Source organism: Psychrobacter sp. FDAARGOS_221 (assembly GCF_002313155.2).
Classification (GTDB): domain Bacteria; phylum Pseudomonadota; class Gammaproteobacteria; order Pseudomonadales; family Moraxellaceae; genus Psychrobacter.
Genome location: NZ_NWFK02000001.1, coordinates 566,867 through 588,131, shown reverse-complemented (window position 1 = coordinate 588,131; position 21,265 = coordinate 566,867). Strand labels below are relative to the sequence as shown.

General features: G+C 43.7%; 18 protein-coding genes. 9 read left to right on the top strand and 9 right to left on the bottom strand.

The window, feature by feature from the left end:
• Window positions 1-96: 96 nt before the first annotated feature.
• Together A6J60_RS02450 and A6J60_RS02445 are read right to left on the bottom strand one after the other, a co-directional pair.
• Window positions 97-351 carry a hypothetical protein gene (locus tag A6J60_RS02450; RefSeq protein WP_096064590.1) on the bottom strand — a complete coding sequence of 85 codons (255 nt, stop codon included), beginning with the start codon at window positions 349-351 and terminating at the stop codon, window positions 97-99.
• 121 nt (window positions 352-472) lie between these two features.
• Window positions 473-1,012, bottom strand: coding sequence for a TetR/AcrR family transcriptional regulator (locus A6J60_RS02445; protein ID WP_096064589.1), 540 nt, complete (start codon window positions 1,010-1,012; stop codon window positions 473-475).
• Window positions 1,013-1,175: 163 nt separating this feature from the next.
• Between A6J60_RS02445 and A6J60_RS02440 the strand changes: the two genes are divergently transcribed.
• Both A6J60_RS02440 and A6J60_RS02435 read left to right on the top strand, forming a co-directional pair.
• Entirely contained in the window at window positions 1,176-1,694 is a 519-nt protein-coding gene (locus tag A6J60_RS02440; RefSeq protein ID WP_096064588.1) for an HPP family protein, read from the top strand.
• A 57-nt stretch (window positions 1,695-1,751) separates the two neighbouring features.
• Window positions 1,752-2,000 carry a nuclease-related domain-containing protein gene (locus tag A6J60_RS02435; protein WP_096064587.1) on the top strand — a complete coding sequence of 83 codons (249 nt, stop codon included), beginning with the start codon at window positions 1,752-1,754 and terminating at the stop codon, window positions 1,998-2,000.
• A gap of 57 nt (window positions 2,001-2,057) precedes the next feature.
• Here the strand turns inward: A6J60_RS02435 and A6J60_RS02430 are convergent, their stop codons facing one another.
• On the bottom strand, window positions 2,058-2,921 hold the full coding sequence (locus A6J60_RS02430; RefSeq protein ID WP_096064586.1) for an IclR family transcriptional regulator: 864 nt from the start codon (window positions 2,919-2,921) through the stop codon (window positions 2,058-2,060).
• A 170-nt stretch (window positions 2,922-3,091) separates the two neighbouring features.
• Between A6J60_RS02430 and A6J60_RS02425 the strand changes: the two genes are divergently transcribed.
• Window positions 3,092-4,297, top strand: a complete 1,206-nt coding sequence (locus A6J60_RS02425; protein ID WP_227526038.1) for an acyl-CoA dehydrogenase — start codon at window positions 3,092-3,094, stop codon at window positions 4,295-4,297.
• 69 nt (window positions 4,298-4,366) lie between these two features.
• On the top strand, window positions 4,367-5,632 hold the full coding sequence (locus A6J60_RS02420; RefSeq protein ID WP_096064585.1) for a CaiB/BaiF CoA transferase family protein: 1,266 nt from the start codon (window positions 4,367-4,369) through the stop codon (window positions 5,630-5,632).
• A 125-nt stretch (window positions 5,633-5,757) separates the two neighbouring features.
• Here A6J60_RS02420 and A6J60_RS02415 read toward each other — a convergent pair whose 3' ends face one another.
• Window positions 5,758-6,531: an IclR family transcriptional regulator gene (locus tag A6J60_RS02415; protein WP_193778010.1), complete on the bottom strand. Its 774-nt coding sequence runs from the start codon at window positions 6,529-6,531 to the stop codon at window positions 5,758-5,760.
• 269 nt (window positions 6,532-6,800) lie between these two features.
• On the opposite strand from A6J60_RS02415, the gene A6J60_RS02410 reads away from it, so the two are divergent.
• The 5 genes from A6J60_RS02410 to A6J60_RS02390 all read left to right on the top strand — a co-directional run bounded on the left by A6J60_RS02410 (window position 6,801) and on the right by A6J60_RS02390 (window position 14,368).
• Window positions 6,801-8,255 (top strand): NAD-dependent succinate-semialdehyde dehydrogenase, encoded by a 1,455-nt coding sequence (locus A6J60_RS02410; protein ID WP_096064584.1) that lies wholly within the window; start codon window positions 6,801-6,803, stop codon window positions 8,253-8,255.
• A 197-nt stretch (window positions 8,256-8,452) separates the two neighbouring features.
• Window positions 8,453-9,712: a 4-aminobutyrate--2-oxoglutarate transaminase gene (gene gabT, locus A6J60_RS02405; protein WP_096064583.1), complete on the top strand. Its 1,260-nt coding sequence runs from the start codon at window positions 8,453-8,455 to the stop codon at window positions 9,710-9,712.
• Between the two features lie 30 nt (window positions 9,713-9,742).
• Window positions 9,743-10,699, top strand: coding sequence for an agmatinase (speB, locus tag A6J60_RS02400; RefSeq protein WP_096064582.1), 957 nt, complete (start codon window positions 9,743-9,745; stop codon window positions 10,697-10,699).
• A 277-nt stretch (window positions 10,700-10,976) separates the two neighbouring features.
• Entirely contained in the window at window positions 10,977-12,650 is a 1,674-nt protein-coding gene (locus tag A6J60_RS02395) for a 5-guanidino-2-oxopentanoate decarboxylase (protein WP_096064581.1), read from the top strand.
• Window positions 12,651-12,928: 278 nt separating this feature from the next.
• Window positions 12,929-14,368: an APC family permease gene (locus A6J60_RS02390; protein WP_096064580.1), complete on the top strand. Its 1,440-nt coding sequence runs from the start codon at window positions 12,929-12,931 to the stop codon at window positions 14,366-14,368.
• 217 nt (window positions 14,369-14,585) lie between these two features.
• On the opposite strand, the gene A6J60_RS02385 is transcribed toward A6J60_RS02390, so the two are convergent.
• From A6J60_RS02385 to A6J60_RS02365, 5 genes are all read right to left on the bottom strand, one after another.
• Window positions 14,586-15,608: a peptide ABC transporter ATP-binding protein gene (locus tag A6J60_RS02385; RefSeq protein WP_096064579.1), complete on the bottom strand. Its 1,023-nt coding sequence runs from the start codon at window positions 15,606-15,608 to the stop codon at window positions 14,586-14,588.
• Complete coding sequence (locus A6J60_RS02380; RefSeq protein ID WP_096064578.1) at window positions 15,605-16,675, bottom strand: ABC transporter ATP-binding protein; 1,071 nt, start codon at window positions 16,673-16,675, stop codon at window positions 15,605-15,607. Before A6J60_RS02380 ends, A6J60_RS02385 begins: the two co-directional genes overlap by 4 nt.
• Complete coding sequence (locus tag A6J60_RS02375) at window positions 16,675-17,589, bottom strand: ABC transporter permease (protein ID WP_096064577.1); 915 nt, start codon at window positions 17,587-17,589, stop codon at window positions 16,675-16,677. The genes A6J60_RS02380 and A6J60_RS02375 overlap by 1 nt, the downstream gene beginning before the upstream one ends.
• 167 nt (window positions 17,590-17,756) lie before the next feature.
• Window positions 17,757-18,773 carry an ABC transporter permease gene (locus A6J60_RS02370; RefSeq protein ID WP_096064576.1) on the bottom strand — a complete coding sequence of 339 codons (1,017 nt, stop codon included), beginning with the start codon at window positions 18,771-18,773 and terminating at the stop codon, window positions 17,757-17,759.
• 358 nt (window positions 18,774-19,131) lie between these two features.
• Complete coding sequence (locus A6J60_RS02365; protein WP_096064575.1) at window positions 19,132-20,766, bottom strand: ABC transporter substrate-binding protein; 1,635 nt, start codon at window positions 20,764-20,766, stop codon at window positions 19,132-19,134.
• Window positions 20,767-21,265 lie beyond the last annotated feature (499 nt).

The window sequence follows — 21,265 nt, the reverse complement described above, 5'->3', positions numbered from 1 at the left end:
CTGAAATTAATGTGGTCACGAATGGTAATAATGACTGGTCACATCATTTGCCATTTGATGGTCACGTTTGATAAGAATAGGTGGGTATGTAAGAGGTTATTTTGCAATATAGTTTTGAATACTATGCTTGATATAATCGTTTATTAATGAGTTGTCTTTTAAGACATCTAAAATAGTTTTAGCATCTTCTTTAGACAGTTGCAAAATACCGAAATCTGGCAAGTCTTCACAAGGTTGGTAGGCTATAGAGAGGTTATAAAGTATCAGGAAGTGGTTTAAATCTTTGATATACCCAAGGTTTAAAGTATCTGGACGGGTTATCCAGTAATCTTCGATACGAGTTTCAAACATAATTAACTGGCGCAAACGTGGCGACAGGAGGGGTCAGGTTAATAAAATGTACGAGTGTACTTAGTGAGAGTATCAAGTTTTGTTTAGCGTTTCAATAACTGTTATAACGATTATGTTTTTTTCAAGTTATTCCATTAATCAAACCCAAATCCCACTCCAAATCATCTTGTCCCGTCTGCGCACTCACAATTAAACCTTCGCCAAACACAAACAAAGTATCTGCCAATCGCTTCGGATTATCTGTTTTTATCTTTAAAAATTGCTCAAGCAAGAATTGTCTTACTGCACTTTTATGTTGTCTCGCAATATCATGCGGTATCGAAGTAGATTCTGAAAACTCGGCACACGCATTAATAAATAAACACCCATAAAAGTTATCCGATGTTATCCAGTTTTTCAGAAAAACAACATAGGCATTTGTCACATCTGTTGAATCGCTTATTATCAATGACTCAAAATGTCTAATTAATTGCGTCATAAACATATCATGACGATAATTCAAAACCGCCTCAATCAACCCTTCTTTATTATCAAAATGGGCGTATAACGTGCGCTTTGTTGTACCTGCTCGTTCGGCTAATAACGACACGCCACTATCATGGAAGCCATTTTTATAAAACGTTTCGAAGCTTTTGACTAAGATATCCTCTTTAATGCTCATTGTTTTCCTTTATTTAATTTGACATATATTAAATCAGGTATACCAATCGGTATATTAGTTATGTATACTTATCGGTATACATTATAGCTAATAGCTAGATGAATATCACCAAGTTAATAAGATATGAGAATTTAATTCTTTTTATAGAAAAGGGAAGAACATAATGAGTCAATTTTTCAATATCAAAAAGCTAAAAGGTCAATCACTCGCTTGCCCTGAAAGATTACCAATGTGGATGGTAGCTGTTGCATGGTTAGGTGGCACAATAGCAACGGCTAGTGTCGCTTTAATAGGGGATTGGACACAAGCTGTCATGATATTAGGGTCATTTGGGGCAAGTTGCTTGCTGGTATTTGCTTATCCGCAAAGTCCGTTCGCTCAGCCTCGAAACGTTATTGGTGGGCATTTCGTCGCAACCTTAACAGGACTATTATTTATGATGTGGTTTGGCGTGCATTGGTGGAGTATGGCGATGGCTGTGGGAACAGCGATTGCGCTCATGTTAATTTTAAGAGTACCGCATCCACCTGCGGGTTCAAACCCTTTAATCGTTATGTTAGGAGGGGTAGGTTGGCAGTTTCTTATCACACCCACACTGCTTGGTTCGCTTGTACTGGTGGGTGTTGCGCTTATTTATAATAATTTGGGCAGAGAACGGCAATACCCGACTTACTGGTGGTAGATCAAATTTACTGATAAGATATCTATTTAAAGCATATCCATATCATAGAGAACCTGAATGTCCTTAAAATCTACCTTAAAAGGTATGCTTGGTGAAGCGGCTATTAATTTTACGACTTGGCTGATGTTAGACAAGCAGGTCTATCACCGTATCAAAAATGTGACCTTGCCATTACCTGATGAGAGAACGACCCAAATAGACCATATCATTGTGTCAGTCTATGGCATATTCGTGGTGGAGACCAAAAATTATAAAGGCTGGATATTCGGTAGTGAAAATCGGTCACAGTGGACACAAAGTTTATAAGGTATGCAGAAATAAGGTGTAGATGCTTTTTAACAGAATTCTTTCTTAACCCTTCGTTTATAACGCCTCAATCTGACGCGCTAGCGCCTGTAACTTAGGCACAATAAAGTCAATATAATCCTGCGCGTCCCAGCTGGCTCTAGGCACACTGGCATTCAATGAATGGGTGTATCTACCTTCAATACTGTCATATAAAGGCACTGCTACCGCCAAAATATCTGGCGAATACTCACCATCAGAGAGGGTATAACCGTGTTGCTCAAAAAAGGCAGTCGCTGCTGCTAAGTTTGTCAGCGCTTTAGACTGTTCATCTGAAACGGGCGGATAGGGCAGGCTATCAATCATTTGCTGCTGCATGCTCGGGGTTTGAGCCACATAAAAAGCGCGACCAATGGCTGTCTTATCAAGCGGCACCGTAGAACCAACCGTTAAATTCACTGCCAATCGAGCGGGGCTACGGTAGCACGCCAAGTAGCGCATCTCTCCTTCACTTTCAGTCGCAATATTCACCGATACCTGATGCGCTTGCGCAAACTCTCGCAGCAGCGGCATTGATTGTTCGACCATATCCTGTACTGGCCAACTGTTACTCAACGCCAGCAGATTTTTACCCAGCTGATAGCTGTCATTGGAATCACGTTTCAACACATTCAATTGCAATAAGGTATGTATTAAGCGGCTGACTGTGGCTTTAGGCAGTTGTGTTTTGTCACATATTTGCTGATGCGTTAATTGCTGTTGCTGCTCAAACACACTAAGCACTAGCATGCCACGACCCAGCGCCGTGATAAATGCTTTATCTTGCGTTTGCTTAGCGGTTTGTAACGCCTGTTGTATGTGATCGCTTAAAGGCGCAGTTGGATTGGGTATCTTATTTTGGGTCGGGTTTTGTGTGGTGTTTTGAATGATATTTTGAGTCATGGCTGTTCTTTTTTTATTAATTAAGTGAGCAATATATCTTTACTTGCACAATAAATTCTGCTTTAATTAATCATATTAATGAAACAGCGTTTCACTATGCGAAACTAAAGACAGTTTAACAGCTTTAAACGTCGACATCAATATCTTCAGACACCAACAAGGAGCCCGTTATGTCAAACGCAACCAATACTGCTTACGCCACTAAGATGCCATCATTTGAATGGTCAGATCCATTTTTATTGCGTGACCAATTAACCGAAGAAGAGTTAATGGTGCAAAAAAGCGCCCATGATTTTTGTCAAACTGAATTAATGCCTGGCATCTTACAGGCCAACCGCCATGAGAATTTTGATCGCAATATCATGCGTCAAATGGGTGAGCTTGGATTGCTGGGTGTGACTATTGATGGCTATGGCTGTGCCGGTCTATCGAGTGTGGCTTACGGGGTGATTGCCAAAGAGGTCGAAGCCGTCGATTCGGGCTATCGTTCAGCAATGAGTGTGCAATCAAGTTTGGTGATGCATCCGATTTGGGCCTATGGTACGGATGCGCAAAAAGAGAAGTATTTGCCTAAACTAGCTTCGGGCGAATATGTGGGCTGCTTTGGATTAACAGAGCCAGATTCAGGCTCTGATCCTGCTTCTATGAAAACCCGTGCCAAAAAAGTAGACGGCGGTTATCAGCTAAAAGGCAGTAAGATGTGGATTACCAACAGCCCGATTGCTGATGTGTTTGTGGTGTGGGCCAAAGATGACGAAGGTCAGATTCGCGGCTTTGTTTTAGAGAAAGGCATGAAAGGCTTATCTGCGCCTAAGATTGAAGGTAAGTTCTCACTGCGTGCGTCTATTACCGGTGAAATCGTAATGGATAATGTGTTTGTGCCAGAAGAGAATGCATTCCCTGAGATTCGTGGTCTAAAAGGTCCATTTGGCTGCTTGAATAAAGCGCGTTATGGCATTGCCTGGGGTTCAATGGGTGCGGCTGAGTTTTGCTGGCAAGCTGCGCGTCAGTACACTTTAGATCGTAAGCAATTTAACCGTCCATTGGCAGCGACGCAATTGGTACAGCTTAAGCTGGCTGATATGCAAACTGAAATTGCGTTAGGATTGCAAGCGGCATTAAGAGTGGGCCGATTAATGGATGAGCACAACGCAGCGCCTGAGATGATCTCGTTAATCAAGCGTAATAACTGTGGTAAAGCGCTAAATATTGCCCGAGTAGCGCGTGATATGCATGGCGGTAATGGTATTAGCGATGAGTATCATGTGATTCGTCATGTAATGAACTTAGAGGCGGTTAATACTTATGAAGGTACGCATGATGTGCATGCGTTGATTTTAGGTCGTGCACAAACCGGTATTCAAGCCTTTTCTTAATGCTTGAATAGTGTGCCGTTCACTAAAAGGACATTAAACGTATTCAACACACAAAACGAGAGAGATGATATGCAATCCAATCAAGGACAAGATACACGTTCGCACTCTCAACAACAGCCTCAATCAAATCAGCAGCAATCAACACAAGCGCTAAGCGGTATTAAAGTGTTGGATCTGTCTCGCGTATTGGCAGGGCCTTCAAGTACTCAGATTCTTGCAGATTTAGGTGCTGAGGTCATCAAAGTCGAGCGTCCAGTCGTTGGTGATGAGACGCGTCAATGGCGTCCGCCAAGCTTTAAAGATGAGCAAACAGGGGCAGAAACAGCGGCTTATTTTGCAACGGTTAATCGTAATAAAAAGTCAATCACGGTCGATATTACTAAGCCTGAAGGTCAACAACTGCTACAGCAGCTGGCGAAACAAAGTGATGTGGTCGTTGAGAACTTTAAGGTTGGCGGGCTTAAGAAATACGGCTTAGATTATGAAACCCTAAAGGCAATTAACCCTAAGCTTATCTATGCTTCGCTAACCGGCTTTGGTCAAGATGGTCCTGATGCCAATAAGCCTGGATATGACTATATTATCCAAGGCTTATCAGGATTGATGAGTATCACCGGGCCTAGCGATGGAGAGCCGCATAAAGTGGGTGTGGCAGTGGTTGATTTGTTCGCGGGATTACAGTTGACCGTGGGAATTCAAGCGGCGCTATTGGCACGTGCGAAAACCGGCGAAGGTCAGTATGTGGATGTGGCTTTACTGGACAGTGCGGTGGCGATGTTGGCAAATATTGGTATGAATCAGTTGGCATCAGGTAACACGCCGCCAAGATTGGGTAATGCGCATCCCAACATCACGCCTTACCAAGTATATGCTACCGCTGATGACAGTCACTTTATATTAGCCTGTGGTAATGACAGTCAGTTTGCTAAGGTGTGCCAGGTAATAGGGCAAAACTTGCATCAAGATAGCCGCTATGCCACTAATCCTGAGCGCGTTGCTAATAGAGACAGCTTGCAGCAGATTTTGGTACCTATCTTTAAGCAAAAGCCCCGTGAAGAGTGGTTAGAGTTGTTCCAAGCAGCTGGTGTGCCTTGTGGTCCGATTCACAATGTGACTGAGGCGTTGGCGATGCCACAAGTTCAAGCGCGTAACATGGTTGTCAGCTTCCCAGACAGTCCGGTACGAGCATTGGGCAATCCTATTAAGCTATCGAAGACGCCGGTCCGCTATGACAGTGCGCCGCCAGCGTTGGGCGCAGATACGCAAGCAGTATTAGAGCAGTTGAACCTAAGCGCTGAGCAGGTTCAGCAGTTGCAGGATAAAGGGGTCATTTAAAGGGTAACGGCCATTTAGGCAGATATAATTTTCTAAGTAGCAATCTACACCTGAAACAGATTATTAGCTTGAATGGCCTATTATCGATGTGTGTGTATCAGTGAGCGCGTATCAGTAAGCGCGTATCAATGAGTGCCTATGTGTTTAGAAATGTCCTGTGCCAGTGACACCAAGGCTTCACTAACAGCTTGTTGCTGCTGCTCATATTCTTGCTTCACAAAACTTACCGCCATACCGGCGATAGGCTGGCCGTCAGCATCACTAATGCAAGTGCCGAGGCAATACATGCCTTCTCTTAATTGCCCATCATCAAGTGATATTCCTGACTGACGTACTTGTTGTAACTCGCTAATCAAATCATCTAGTCGCTGTACACTTCGCGTGGTATAGGGTGCTGGCATTTGCTGACCGAACAGTTGATTCAGAGTTTTATCATCGTAAGTTGCCAACATGGCTTTGCCGGTCGCTGAGAAGGGCGCTGGCACACGCACCCCTGAACGAAAGGTAAATCCTAGAGGTGCAGGCGACTCGTAACAGGCTAAAAATACCACTTCTTTGCCATCAATCTTAGACAAAGTCACTGTGTTCTTAAGTAGAACAGGGTAGTTATTAATAAGTTCGAGAAATACGTCAATAATACTGTGCTGCTTTTCATACTTGCCTGCCCAATATAGAAGATATGAGCCCAGATGATAGCGGTTATCACGGTCTCTAAAGACTAAGTGTTTATTCAACAAGCTTTGCAGAATGTTGTGAGTGCTACTGCGCGGCAACTCTAATTGTTCAGCGATTTCTGCCGAAGTTAGCGGATAATTGGTGTCGGTAATGAGGTCAAGAATCAAACACATTCTGTCAATCGCAGGCACACTTACCGAGGGTTTTTGATCGTTAGATTTCAAAGTGTTTATCCTAGTTGATGATCTTATTTGCGACCTAATCGTTGCCCATTAATAAAATCATGTCTTGCGAAACATTCAATCAGATTCAAAGATGAATCGCTTTATTTAAAAAGGTAAAAATGCGTTATTAAGGTGTTGCAATTGTGCTGAAAGTGAACTTATAATAAGTTATCTCATATATGAAATGCAAATTCAATATGCTGAATTACACGGACTAGTAATTTAAATAAGGCAGTCACGAACTGCATAATTTAACAAGGATGGTTACCATGCTTACTTTGCAAAACCCTGATCTATTAAAAACTCAGTGCCTAGTTGGTGAGGGCTGGGTAGATGCCGAAGATGGCGCAAAAATCGACGTCACCAATCCATTCAATGGCGAAGTGTTGGGTAGTATCCCTAGCTTAAGCCAATCTCAAATCGAACAAGCCGTTGCTGATTCAGAGCAAGCACAGATTGGCTGGGCAGCTTTGACTGCTGCTGAGCGTGCCAAGTTATTACACAAATGGGCGGATCTGATTGATGACAATCATGAAGATTTGGCGGTGTTAATGACAGCCGAGCAAGGTAAACCTCTAAAAGAATCACGCGGTGAAATCACCTACGCCAACAGTTTCATCCGATGGTTTGCCGAAGAGGGCAAACGCGTCTATGGTGATGTCATTCCTTCTACCAAACCAACTCAGCGTATTACCGTATTAAAACAGCCAGTAGGTGTGTGTGCGGCTATTACGCCTTGGAACTTCCCATCTGCAATGATTACTCGTAAAGCGGCACCTGCATTAGCAGCGGGCTGTACGATGATTGTAAAACCAGCAACTGAAACCCCATTTTCTGCCCTTGCTTTAGGAGAGCTGGCCATTCAAGCAGGCATACCAAAAGGCGTTATTCAAATCGTAACCGGTAAATCATCGGTTGTGGGCGGTGTGCTGACTTCAGACAAACGGGTACATAAGCTGTCATTCACAGGTTCTACAGAAGTGGGCCGTACCTTGATGGCACAGTGTGCACCAACCATCAAAAAGCTATCTTTAGAGCTGGGCGGTAATGCACCATTTATCGTATTCGATGATGCTAATCTTGAAAAAGCAGCAGATGGCCTAATTGCCGCCAAATACCGTAATGCGGGTCAGACCTGTGTTTGTGCCAACCGCATTTATGTCCAAGACAGTATTAAAGATGACTTCATGAAGATATTCTTGGAGAAAGTCGCCAAGCTGTCAGTTGGTGATGGTCTAAAAGAAGGGGTAGATATTGGACCATTAATTAACCAAGGCGCACTGGATAAAGTGTCAGGACTGCTTCAAGATGCGTTAGATAAAGGCGCAGAGCTATTAGCAGGTGGTGATATTAATTCAGCATCTAAGCTGACGATGAACCCAACGGTTATCAGTAATTTGACTGATGATATGGATATCGCTCACGAAGAAATCTTTGGACCAATCACTACTGTCTTTACCTTTAGCGATGAGGCGGAAGTGATTAAGCAGGCCAACGATACCATTTATGGCTTAGCTGCTTATTTCTATAGTAATGATTTAACCCGATCATGGCGCGTATGTGAAGGCTTAGACTACGGTATGGTCGGTCAAAATACCGGTATTTTATCAACCGAAGTTGCGCCTTTTGGCGGGGTGAAGCAATCTGGCTTTGGCCGAGAAGGCTCTAAATACGGTATTGATGAATACGTGACCATTAAATACTGGGCACAAGAGTTAGGTTAGTTGGTATTCATTAAAGTCAGTACTAACCAAATACGTCATAAATAATTTAAGTGAAATAATTTAAGTTAAAAAAGTTAAGTTGAATCAAATCAAAGTTGGTAAAACCAACGCACAATTAAATCGCACAATTAAATAAAGCTACTATTAAACAATAGCAAACAATGCACCTGCATTAATGACAATACAAGGATGTAGATATGAGCACATTAACCAATCAATCACTATTAGAGCGTCGTTTGGCTGTATTACCTAAGGGTTTGGGTATTGCATTCCCAATTTTTGCGGAGAAAGCACTTAACTCAGAGCTTTGGGATGTCGAAGGCAAGCGTTATATTGACTTCATCGGCGGTATTTCAGTTTTAAATACAGGTCACAATCACCCAAAAGTTACCGCTCGTGTACGCGAGCAGCTTGATAAGTTCACCCATACTGCGGCTCAAATTGTTAGCTACGAAAGCTATGTGAGTTTGGCGGAGAAGCTTTGTGAGCTTGCCCCAATTAGTGGTGACAAAAAGGCGGTATTTTTTACCACTGGTGCTGAAGCAGTAGAGAACACCATGAAGATTGCCCGTGCCAGTACTGGTCGTCACGGTGTCATCTCGTTTGCTGGTGGTTGGCATGGTCGTACGCACATGTGTATGGGTTTAACCGGTAAAGTGGTTCCTTACAAAAACAATTTTGGTCCTATGCCGGCGTCTATTTATCATGCACTGTTTCCAGCACCAGAGCTGGGCGTGACTGAAGAACAAGCGCTTGCCAGTATTGAGACCATTTTCCAGTCGTCTATTCATCCTACTGATGTAGCAGCCATGATTGTTGAGCCGGTACAAGGTGAGGGCGGTTTCCACCAAGTAACACCAAGCTTTGCCAAAAAGCTGCGTGAAATCTGTGATGAGCATGGTATTTTATTAATCTTTGATGAAGTACAAACCTGCTTTGGTCGTACCGGTACTTTATTTGCCACGGAGCAGTTAGGCGTTGAGCCTGACTTAATGACCAGTGCCAAGAGCTTGGCCGGTGGTTATCCTATTTCAGCAGTTATCGGACGTGCAGAAGTGATGGATGCGCCACAACCAGGCGGACTAGGCGGTACTTATTCAGGTAACCCATTGGGCTGTGTGGCGGCACTGGCAGTTATCGAAGTGATCGAAGAGGAAGGTTTGCTTGAGCGCAGTAAGGTTATCGGTCAAACCATTGCTGATTTCTTAAAAGGATTAAACAGCGACAAGATCGGTAATATCCGTCACAAGGGTGCAATGTTAGCGTTTGATATCGTCGATGCCGATGGTAATCCAGATGCAGAAGCAACGGCTAAACTGCGTACCGATGCGTTTGATAAGGGTTTGCTACTGGCGTCATGTGGTCGATATGGCAACGCGATTCGTGTTATGGTGCCATTAACGGTATCGGATGAGGTGCTTCAAGAAGGCCTAGATATCATTAAACAAGTACTATAAACACTGGATAAAAAAGACAAGGAACGGACTATGACATTCAATCAACCTTTAAGTGGCAATGATATGCCAAGATTTGGCGGTTTTGCCTCTATGATGCGCTTACCGACTCAAGCCACTGCGGAAGGATTGGATGCGGCCTTTGTCGGTGTTCCTTTAGATATCGGGGCATCAAACCGCTCGGGTGCTCGATTAGGTCCACGCCAGATTCGCGATGAGTCGCGGATGTTGCGTCCCTATAATGTGGCCACCCGTGCGGCACCCTTTGAGTCACTGCAAGTGGCTGATATTGGTGATGTGCCGATTAACACCTTTAACTTATTAAAAAGTATCGATATTATCGAGAAATTTTACACTGAAAACATCTTACAGTATGACGCTATCCCATTAACACTGGGCGGTGACCATACCATTGCACTGCCTATCTTAAGGGCACTGGCTAAAAAACATGGCCCAGTTGGCATGGTGCACGTTGATGCTCATGCTGATATTAATGATGAGATGTTTGGTGAAAAGATTGCACATGGTACACCGTTTCGTCGTGCTGTCGAAGAAAACCTGTTAGATGGTAACCGTGTGGTTCAAATTGGACTGCGTGGGACAGGGTATAGCGCTGAAGAGTTTGATTGGTCAACAGATCAAGGCTTTAGAGTGGTACCAGCAGAAGAGTGTTGGTACAAGTCGCTAGCACCGCTTATGGCAGAAGTACGAGAAAAGCTTGGAGAAGGTCCTGTCTATTTAAGCTTTGATATTGATGGTATCGACCCTGCGTTTGCGCCAGGCACTGGAACCGCAGAAATCGGTGGTTTAACCTCTACTCAAGGTATCGAAATTATCCGTGGTATGCGCGGTCTTGATGTGGTTGGCTGTGACTTGGTCGAAGTATCACCGCCATATGATCCCTTTGGTAATACCTCAGTACTTGCAGCCAACTTGTTGTTTGAAATGCTGTGTATTTTGCCAGGCGTTCGTTATGACGAAAAGCCTTAAACGGGCAGTGAGCTTGATAAAATTAAGCTTAATAAATTAAGACATGCTGACTATATAAAGTCGCGATTAAAAGTTGCGAAGGTTTAGGACCTTTAATCTCAATTTTCATGTGGTGAGCAAGCTGTTTAAATCAACTTGTTCACCTTTTTTTATTTTATAACAATTAAAATATATGCTTGTTTTTTTGTACTCATTGTTCTAACCAATCAATGATATGAAACGATCAGGCGTCACTATTTCACTGGGATAAGCGAAAAGACCCTAAAAGGATTTAACTATGTCTATTTCAAACACAGCAACTCAATTGACTTGTGGTGAGCTGCTTGTTGAATGGCTTGAATATTACGGTGTTGACACTGTATTTGGTATTCCAGGTGTTCATACCGTTGAGCTGTATCGTGGCCTACCTAATACGGCTATTACCCATATCACACCCCGTCATGAGCAAGGGGCAGGATTTATGGCCGATGGCTACTTTAGAGCTTCGGGTAAAATTGCTGCCTGCTTTATTATTACTGGCCCAGGTATGACCAATATTATGACGGCCATGGCGCAAGCCTTAGCAGACTCTATTCCGATGTTGGTCATCTCCAGTGTCAATAAAGTGGGGGATACGGGCAGCGGTGAAGGGCATTTGCATGAGCTGCATGATCAGCAAGGTATGGCAGATAAGGTCGCGCTATATAGTAAGACCATCTGGAAGCCAGAAGCATTGCCAAAAGTCATCGCTGAAGCCTTTAGTGCTATGAAAGGGGCTCGTTCTGGTCCGGTACATATTCAGCTGCCTACCGATGTGATTACTGCTGATGCCAGTCATGTTGCTCGGCCGCCACAAAACAAACAGCCTTTAGCTGACTCATCTGCACTGCATATTGGCGCCAATCCTGAGCAGCTTGATAAAGCCGTAGCCCACTTAAAGCAGGCCAAAAATCCAGTGCTGTTATACGGTGGTGGGTGTATTGATGTGAATGAGGATGCCCAAAGGCTCGCTGAACTGATTGATGCACCGACTCTATTGACCATTAATGTAAAGGGTCTGTTGCCGCCGTCACATCCATTAAGCTTGGGCAGTACCCATTCACTACCGGCATCGAGAACGTTAATGGCAGAAGCGGATGTGGTATTGGCGATTGGTACCGAGCTGGGTGAGACCGATTACGACATTGTATTTAATGATGAATTTGATATCACTGGTACCTTGATTCGAGTCGACTGTGATCCACGTCAATTAAACTTACCCTTTGTGGCTGATGTTCCGGTTTTAAGCAGTGCACAGTCTGCTATAACGGGTCTGTGTCAACGCTTACAAGAAGAGCCCTTATCTCATAATGGACAGCAAACAGTAGAGCGCCTTCAAAAGCAGTTGATTGATGAGATGGCGCCCAGCTTTGCCGGTCAAATTGGGGTGTTAAAGCTGATTCGAGATACCTTAGATGATGTTATTATCGTCGGCGATTCTACTCAGCCAGTGTACAGCGGTAACTTGGGTTATGAGGCGGTTAAGCCACGCAAATGGTTTAACTCATCGACTGGCTTTGGCACGCTAGGTTACGGTTTGCCTGCTGCTATTGGCGCCAAGGTTGGCTCAAGCTCGCCTGTGGTTAGCTTGATTGGTGATGGCGGTATTCAGTTCACCATCGCTGAGTTGATTTGTGCCGCTGAGCTGGAGCTGCCTGTGATTGTATTGATATGGAATAACCAAGGCTATGGTGAGATTCGTCGTTATATGGAACAAGCCGGTTTGCCATTAATCGGGGTCAATATTAAAACACCTAAGTTTGACGCGTTAGCAGAAGGTTTTGGTGCTGACTATCGCCGAATCACTGGTGTGCAACAGCTTAAAGAAGCACTGGTGACAGACACTCAAGGTAATAAGCCTGTGGTTTATGAAATAGACGAGGCAGATGATTTCTTATCAGAACTGGCGCAAGATTTTACCTATTTTTCGTAAACCATTACTGATCGAAAATACTGGTCAAATTTATTCCGCCATATCTGGATAATTGGGATTCTAATGGTATTACCCTAAGCAGAGTGGGGCGGAATACAGATTTAAACTAAGTGATATTGAAAGTGATATAGAAAGTGATATAGAAAATGAACGAGGTGAAGATGGCTTAGTAGCTTATTAAAACAGCAAGTATATCTTATTGTAGGTATTACTAGCTGCTAAATAAGCGCATCGAGACCTATTACAAATTAACGAACAGATAACATCAGGGAGAGGATATGTCTGGATTAAAGAAATCCTTAGGGATGGTAGATATTATCGCGCTGGCTTTTGGAGCCATGGTGGGTTGGGGCTGGGTAGTTCTGGCCGGTGGCTGGGTAATGTCAGCAGGTATTTGGGGCGCAGTATTGGCCTTTTTAGTCGGCGGACTGGCAGTTATTTTTATTGGCGTTACATATGCTGAGCTAGCATCATCTATGCCGATTACAGGCGGTGAGCATACTTATACGCATAGGGCACTTGGGGTGCATGTCTCCTTTATTTGTTCATGGAGTATTTTATTTGGCTATTTGTCAGTCGTAGCATTTGAAGCCGTGGCACTGCCCACTGTCATTGAGTATCTGATACCCAATTTTAATCAAGGTAAACTGTGGAATATAGCCGGTTGGGACGTGTACGCGTCTTGGGCTGGCGTGGGTATGTTGGGTTCATTGTTGGTGACTTGGTTAAACATACGTGGTGTTGAAGTCAGTGCTTGGTTCCAAAAGCTGGCCGTAGCAGGTATCTTATGTGTCGGCACCTTATTAATGATCGGTGCTATTTTGTACAATCCAGCAGAGACATCAGCAGTTCAAGCGCCTGCCTTTATTGGCGGTATTAGCGGCATGATGGCGGTGATTGTAATGGTGCCCTTTATGTTTGTTGGCTTCGACGTGATTCCGCAAGCGGCTGAAGAGATTGACTTAACTCGCCCTGAGATTGGTAAGTTTTTAATTGTATCTTTAATTGTCGCTGTTGCTTGGTACGCTGGGGTTGCTTGGAGTGTGGGACAAACACTACCACTGGTTCAAGCGCAAAACTCAACCTTGGCGACCGCTGATGCCATGAGTAATGCTTGGGGCGGCAAGTGGGCTGGTGTATTGTTAGTAATTGGTGGAGTGCTAGGTATTTTATCCAGTTGGAATGCGTTTTTAATTGGTGGTAGCCGCTTAATGTATGCGATGGCGAAGTCGCATATGCTGCCAGCTTTCTTGGCCAAAGTGCATCCAAAATATAATACCCCTGTGAATGCAATCTTGTTAATCGGTGGTCTGGCGACGTTTGCGCCTTTATTTGGTCGTAAAATGTTGGTATGGATTGTCGATGCCGGCGGCTTTGGTATTGTTATTGCCTATACTTGTGTGGCCATTTCTTTCTTGGTACTGCGTTATCGTGAACCAGAAATGGTACGTCCATTTAAAGTACCGGCTGGCAAGTTAATCGGTCTGGTGACTATCATTTTAAGCTTAGGGCTGCTTGTACTGTATATGCCTGGTATGGCATCAGCGTTAACCGGTGTGGAGTGGCTAATTTTCTTAGGTTGGATCGTATTAGGTCTGGTATTGTATGTCTATTCATTGATTAAATATCCAGGTAAAAGTAAAGCATTTATGGATGCTGAAATTGATGCGGTTAAAAAGCTAAATGTTGAGTGGTTAAAAAACAATAAGTTAATGTAGCCGTTTACCGTTTAATCTATATAGCGTTTAAACTTATAAGAAACAGCTAGCAATAAAAAACGTGTTTTGACTCTAGATAACTAGATGATCAAAACACGTTTTTTATTGTTGCTAATACCAAGCTGGACAATTGAGTCGGTCTAAACAAACAAGACTAATCAAAATTTAACCCGATTAAGATACGGTTAGATTAGATTAGATAATCGTGAGCCAGAGGCTAAGCATATATCTCTTCAAGTCGGATACAAGATACCAAACGACCTTCCCATTCTCTAAGCTCAGGCTCTTGCTGTGCACAGGCTTCAGTTGCATAAGGGCAGCGCTGATGTAAGGCACAACCACTAGGCGGATTGAGTGGGCTGGGTAGCTCGCCTTCTAAGGTCAATATTTTTTGTTGACCATGAATGCTAGGCGCTGCTGCCAATAAAGCTATGGTATAAGGATGCTTGGGATCATTATAAATGGCTTCTTTTGGCCCATGTTCGACCACTTTACCTAAATACATCACCATTAAATCATCGGCCACATGACGTACCACAGACAAGTCATGAGAGATAAACACATAGGCGGTGTTGTATTCCTCTTGCAAATCCATAAACAGGTTTAATACCTGCGCCTGAATAGACACATCAAGCGCCGAAGTCGGCTCATCTGCTACTACGATTTTTGGGTTAAGCATCATGGCGCGAGCTAAGGCAATACGCTGACGCTGACCGCCTGAGAACATATGCGGATAGCGACCAGAGTGCTCAGGTCTTAAGCCTACCAAACGCATCATGTCATGCACCTTATCTTGTTTCTCATTTGCCGATAAGTTGCCGTGAATATTAAGCGGTTCAGTCAGCTGATAGCCAATCGTATGTCTTGGGTTTAGGCTGCCATAAGGATTTTGGAATACCATCTGAATTTCAGTACGAATCGCTTTGAGTGCTCGGCGATTATAACTGGTGGTATTAATATCATTAATAAAAAGCTGCCCTTCGGTCGGCTTTTCAATTAAAGTCAGTTGTCTGGCCAGTGTCGATTTACCACAGCCTGACTCACCAACCACCGCTAAGGTCTTACCCGCTGCCAATTCAAAAGAGATACCGTTTAACGCTTTGACGTAGGCTTTAGGTTTGCCGATACCTTGTGATACCGGATAATGCTTATGTAGGTTGTCCGCTTTTAGTACGATGGGACTTGCAGCGGTGTCTGCGTTAGGCGTTGCTGCTGTGTGTTGTGTAGGGTTATGACTCATGACAGATCCCCGTGTGTGTTTAAATGCGCCGCTTTATTGGTCACTAAATCAGGATGGATACAGCGTACTAATCCATTATGACTGGGTATCAGTGGCGGCGGTGTATCACATATCGGCTGCTTATAGGGACAGCGTGGTGATAACAAGCACCCTTGTGGTCGGTCATATTGACTAGGTACCACGCCAGGTAAGCTGTTTAAACGGCTTTGACCGATGGCCAGCTCTGGAATGGCCTGCAACAGGGCTTCTGTATAAGGGTGAGCGGGGTGCTCAAATATATCAGGTACAGTATTGGTTTCTACCAATTGTCCGGCATACATGACCGCAACATCGCGCGCGTTTTGCGCCACTAAGCCCAAGTCATGGGTAATAAGCACCATCGCCATTTGCTTTTCTTGTTGCAAGCGGCTTAAGAGCCCCATAATCTGTGCTTGTACGGTCACATCCAGTGCGGTTGTTGGCTCATCAGCAATTAACAGCTTTGGCTCACAGGCCAGTGCCATAGCAATCATCACACGCTGACTCATACCGCCTGATAATTGATGAGGGTAGACTTTCAATCGGTTTTTGGCATCAGGTATTTCAACCAAATCTAACAATTCTAAGATACGTTGACGGGCAGCCTGCCCCTTTAGACCCAAATGGGTTTTTAACACTTCTGCCAATTGGAACTCTAGAGTAAAGCTTGGATTCAAACAAGACATCGCATTTTGAAAAATCATGGAGATGTCTTTACCAATGATTTTGCGTTTACTGCGGTCAGAGAGGGTCAGCATGTCTTGACCATCAAAGCGCATTTTGTTTGCCGCAACAGTGGCGGTATTGGGTAACAGTCCCATTAACGCCATCATGGTCACAGATTTTCCTGAACCAGATTCGCCGACTACTGCCAGCACTTCACCTTGCTTTAGTTGCAGTGAGACATCATCTACGGCACGAAACGCACGTGCGCCTTTACCAAAAGTAACGGATAAATTCTCAATGTCTAATAACAAAGGCGCGTCATCAACAGGAGCGTCATTTAATAGCGAGTTATTTAAGAGTGAATTAGGAGTTAAGTTGCTCATTATGACACCTGCTTTAATTTCGGATCTAGCGCGTCGCGTAAGCCATCACCAGTTAAGTTGATAGATAAAGCGGCTAAGAAAATTGCCAAGCCTGGCCAAATCGCCAACCAAACATTACTTTGAATATACTGGCGAGCAGTACCCAACATAGCACCCCATTCGGCATCCGGTGGCTGTACACCAAAACCTAAGAAACCAATCGCGCCAGCTTCTAAGATGGCAGAAGAGAAGATCATCGTGGCTTGAACGATCAAAGGCGCCATACAGTTTGGCAAAATGGTGATGAATAATAAGCGCAGTACACCAGCGCCCATAACTTTAGAGGCAGTGAAATACTCACGCTGTAGTTCAACCATGGCTGTTGCACGGGTAAGACGGATAAACGGAGGCGTACAGACCAAGGCAATAGTAATAATGGTGTTGGTCATGTTTGGGCCTAAGATAGCGGCAATAATAATCGCTAATAGCAGGCTAGGGTAGGACATTAAAATGTCGTTGACCAGCATCACAGCTTTACCCCAGACCTTGGGCCAAAAGGCAGCACTTAGACCCAAGCTAATCCCTGTAATCATCGCTAAAGTGGTCGCACTTAGTCCAATGAATAACGAATAGCGTGCCCCATACATCACTCGAGATAGGGTGTCACGACCAGCATCATCTGTGCCCAAGAAGAACTGAGCATCTCCGCCACTAAAGAATGCAGGCGGCAGTTGCTCTTTTCCAGTGTATAGCTCATAAGGGTCATGTGGGGCGATACTCGGTGCTAGGATGGCAACGATGACCATTAAGGTCAATACCAATAGTCCTAGAACAGCGCCTCGGTTGCGACAAAAAGTGGCAACAAATAAGCGCCAAGAAGAGGGCGGTGTTGCGGCCATAATTTGTGAATTGTTAGGTAATGCGCTTGGCTTCATCACGTGTTCCTATAAGTGTCTATGCATAGGTCTGTATGCAAGGCTGCATGCTATAAATGCAAATATGTCTGCGGTTAAACAATCTAAGCCACTGTCTAAACCATTATCGAGATTGCTCATCGTATATGGATAAGTCATGACTGAGTCGACGGTTTGTTCAGTAATAATTAAGAGGTATGGCGAATGCGTGGATTAATTAATCCGTACAAAATATCGACCATAAGACTCACGATAATCAGCGCTGTTGCGACCAATAAAATACCGTTTTGTACAATAGGGTAGTCGCGGGTAAAGAAGCCATCGAGTAACCAGTTACCAACACCTGGCCAACTAAAGATAGTCTCAGTAATGATAGCGCCAGCCAGCAAAGTAGCCATTTGTAGTCCAACAACAGTAACCACTGTAATCAGTGCATTGCGCATGACGTGTATCAATACCACACGCTTTGGCGATAAGCCTTTCGCTTTTGCGGTACGTACATAATCTTCATCAAGTACTTCTAACATCGCAGAGCGTGTCATACGTGCAATCATGGCCAATGGGATAGTCGCTAGGGCAATAGAGGGTAAGATAAAGTGCTGAACCACATTCCAAAAAGCCCCAGGTATGCCCGAGTTCAATGAGCCTAATAGCCAGGAACCATATAAAGGCTTAACGTCTAAGAACTGGGCGACAGAAATCACCCCAGAGACAGGCAGTAAGCCTAAATAGTGGGCAAATATACCGGTTAAAATCGGACCCAATAAATAGATTGGCATCGAATAACCGGCCAAAGCGCCTGACATTAAGGTGTAATCCAACCAAGTACCGCGCTTTAATGCAGCGATAATACCGAGCGTTACACCCAAGATACTGGCAATAGTAATGGCGCAAAATGCCAACTCTAATGTCGGCACAAAATGCGCAAAGAAGTCTTGCAGTACCGGTGTCCTGGTACGGAAGGACTCACCAAAATCACCTTGCATAATACCGCTTATATAGTCCCAATACTGCACAGGTAATGGCTTATCTAAACCAAGACGTGCAAGCGCTTGGGCGTGCATCTCAGGATCTACCATACGTTCACCCATCATAATCTCAACCGCATCACCTGGTACTAAGCGAATGAGGGTAAAGGTAGATAGGGTTAATCCGATATAGACGGGAATGAGAATTAAGATTCGGCGAAGAATATACAGTAGCATGAGTACGCTCGATTATTTTAATTACGGGTGGTTATGAACCGATGGACAGTGGTTGTGGCTGGCTTAAGTCTAAAGCTGCAATGAGTTCTATGGTTATCGTCAGTAAGTAGCTATATGCAGTTAAAACAGCTGCTAAAAAATACAGCTAAAAAATGCTGCTAAAAAGCTGAAACAAAAAAGGCTGGAACAGAAAAAAAGTTTCTGAACCAGCCTTCTAACCTAGAACAGGATAGGACCCTATCCTGTTTGGTCGCTACAACTTTAGCATTGAGATTACTTATAAGAACTAAAGGTACGTTAGGTTGTTACTGGCACAACTCGTCATATCGATTGATATCAACTTTAGACAATATCAGTGTTATTCAACATCAACACCGTCAAAGCGAATAGAACCTAAAGGACTGATTTTGTAGTCTTTTACATTAGGTGTGGTCAATACGGTAACAACTGAGTTGGCAACAGTAGTCCAAGGTAGCTCTTGCTTGAAGATAGTCTGAGCTTGTTCATAGTTAGCAATACGCTGTTCTTGGTCAGTAATAGCTCTGGCATCCATGATTAACTTATCAAAGTCTTTATTACACCAGCGCGCATAGTTATTGCCATTAACTGCATCACATGACAGTAATACGCCTAACCAGTTATCAGGATCACCATTATCACCTGTCCAACCGGCTAGGATGATATCGTGCTCACCTTTGTTGGCGCGTTTTAGATACTCGCCCCATTCATAAGTTTTAAGGTTGGCTTTAACCCCAATCTTAGCCCAATCGGCCTGTAGCATTTCTGCCATTAGCTTAGCGTTTGGATTGTAAGGACGTTGAACTGGCATATACCAAAGATCAATTTCAAAACCATCAACACCAGCTTCTTGCATTAACGCCTTGGCTTTTTCAGTATCATAAGGTGCATCTTTTAGCTCGTCGTTAAAGCCCCACTGCGTTGGTGGCATTGGGTTAGCAGCTCTTACACCGGCACCTTGGTAAACCGCATCAATGATGGCGTCTTTATTGATGGCCATATCAAGTGCTTCACGTACCTTACGGTCTTTTAGCTCTGGACGCTCAGTGTTATAAGCGATGTAGCCGACGTTAAAGCCAGGCTCTTCCAATACATTGGCTTTACCTGAACTCTTAGCAGATTCAACTTCTGATGGGTTGGCATAAGCAGACACATGACACTCACCGGCTTGTACTTTTTGCGCACGTACTGATGAATCTTTGGTAATAACAAATACTAGGTTATCAATATGGATGTCGTCTTTATTCCAGTAGTCAGGGTTTTTGGTATAACGAATCTGTGAGTCTTTCTGATAAGAGGTAAAGACGAACGGACCAGTACCAACTGGCTTGGTATTGATATCAGCAGCATTACCAGAATCTAATAGTGACTGTGCATATTCAGCTGAATCAATATAAGCAAATGGCATGGCTAGGTTTTGTAAGAAAGGCGCGTTAACTTCGTTTAAAGTCACTTTCACCGTGTAGTCATCAAGCTTTTCAATACTAGCGATGTTGTCTGGTAATCCCATATCAACAGAGTATGGGAACTCAGCTGGATAGGCTTTGTTAAATTCAAAGTCAGGATCGGTTAAGCGCTTTAAGGTGAAGATCACGTCATCAGCATTAAATTCGCGTGATGGGGTGAAAAAGTCGGTCGTACCATACTTAACACCTTGACGTAGTTTAAAGGTATAAGTCTTACCATCATCACTGATTTCCCAGCTTTCAGCCAATCCTGGCTGAATCTCTGTTTCACCACGTTTAAATTCAACCAGACCGTTATAAATCGGGTAGGCGCTGGCATCAAAGTCAGTACCGGCCGTGTATTGCGCAGGGTCAAAGCCAGCTGGGCTACCTTCTGAACAATAGATTAGGGTTTTAGCAGCGGCATCACTACCTGCTGCGGCAGCTTTGTCTTCGTTACCGCCGCCACAGGCTGTTACAGCTAGGGTTGCTGCAGCTAATAGGCTAAGTTTAAACATAGGTTGTTTCATGGGAAATTCCTTTTTCAGATTATGCTCATATTATTATTAGATTTTTAAATCTTTTTACGACTATAAGCTTGTATTGAACGAGATAGGGGTATCAAATCGGTGGCTGACTAAATGGCATGAGAAGTTGACATGTTCGATCGAGTAGTCACAGATAATTTTGAATAGATAAGAATATACTATGTAAATGGTATGTTACGCAAGGTATTAAAATAGTCATTTTAGTTTGCTATATATAAGCTGATGCTCGATTTGGGTAAAATAGCTCACAGCCATAGCAATTAAACCGCCACTCTTAAGCAGTGATCCTTATAAGAAAAAACAGTCACTCTCGTATGCAATAATTAACCATTAGGGCATGCAAAATATGAGCATCAACCGTTAATTTCTTTAGCATAGACACTCATTATTGTGAGTAGAAACAGTCATTGTCTTAAGTAAAAATAAATGTAATCAAAGGAGGTAAAGTACTAATGGTTTGCTTCAGCAACAAAAAGTTTAA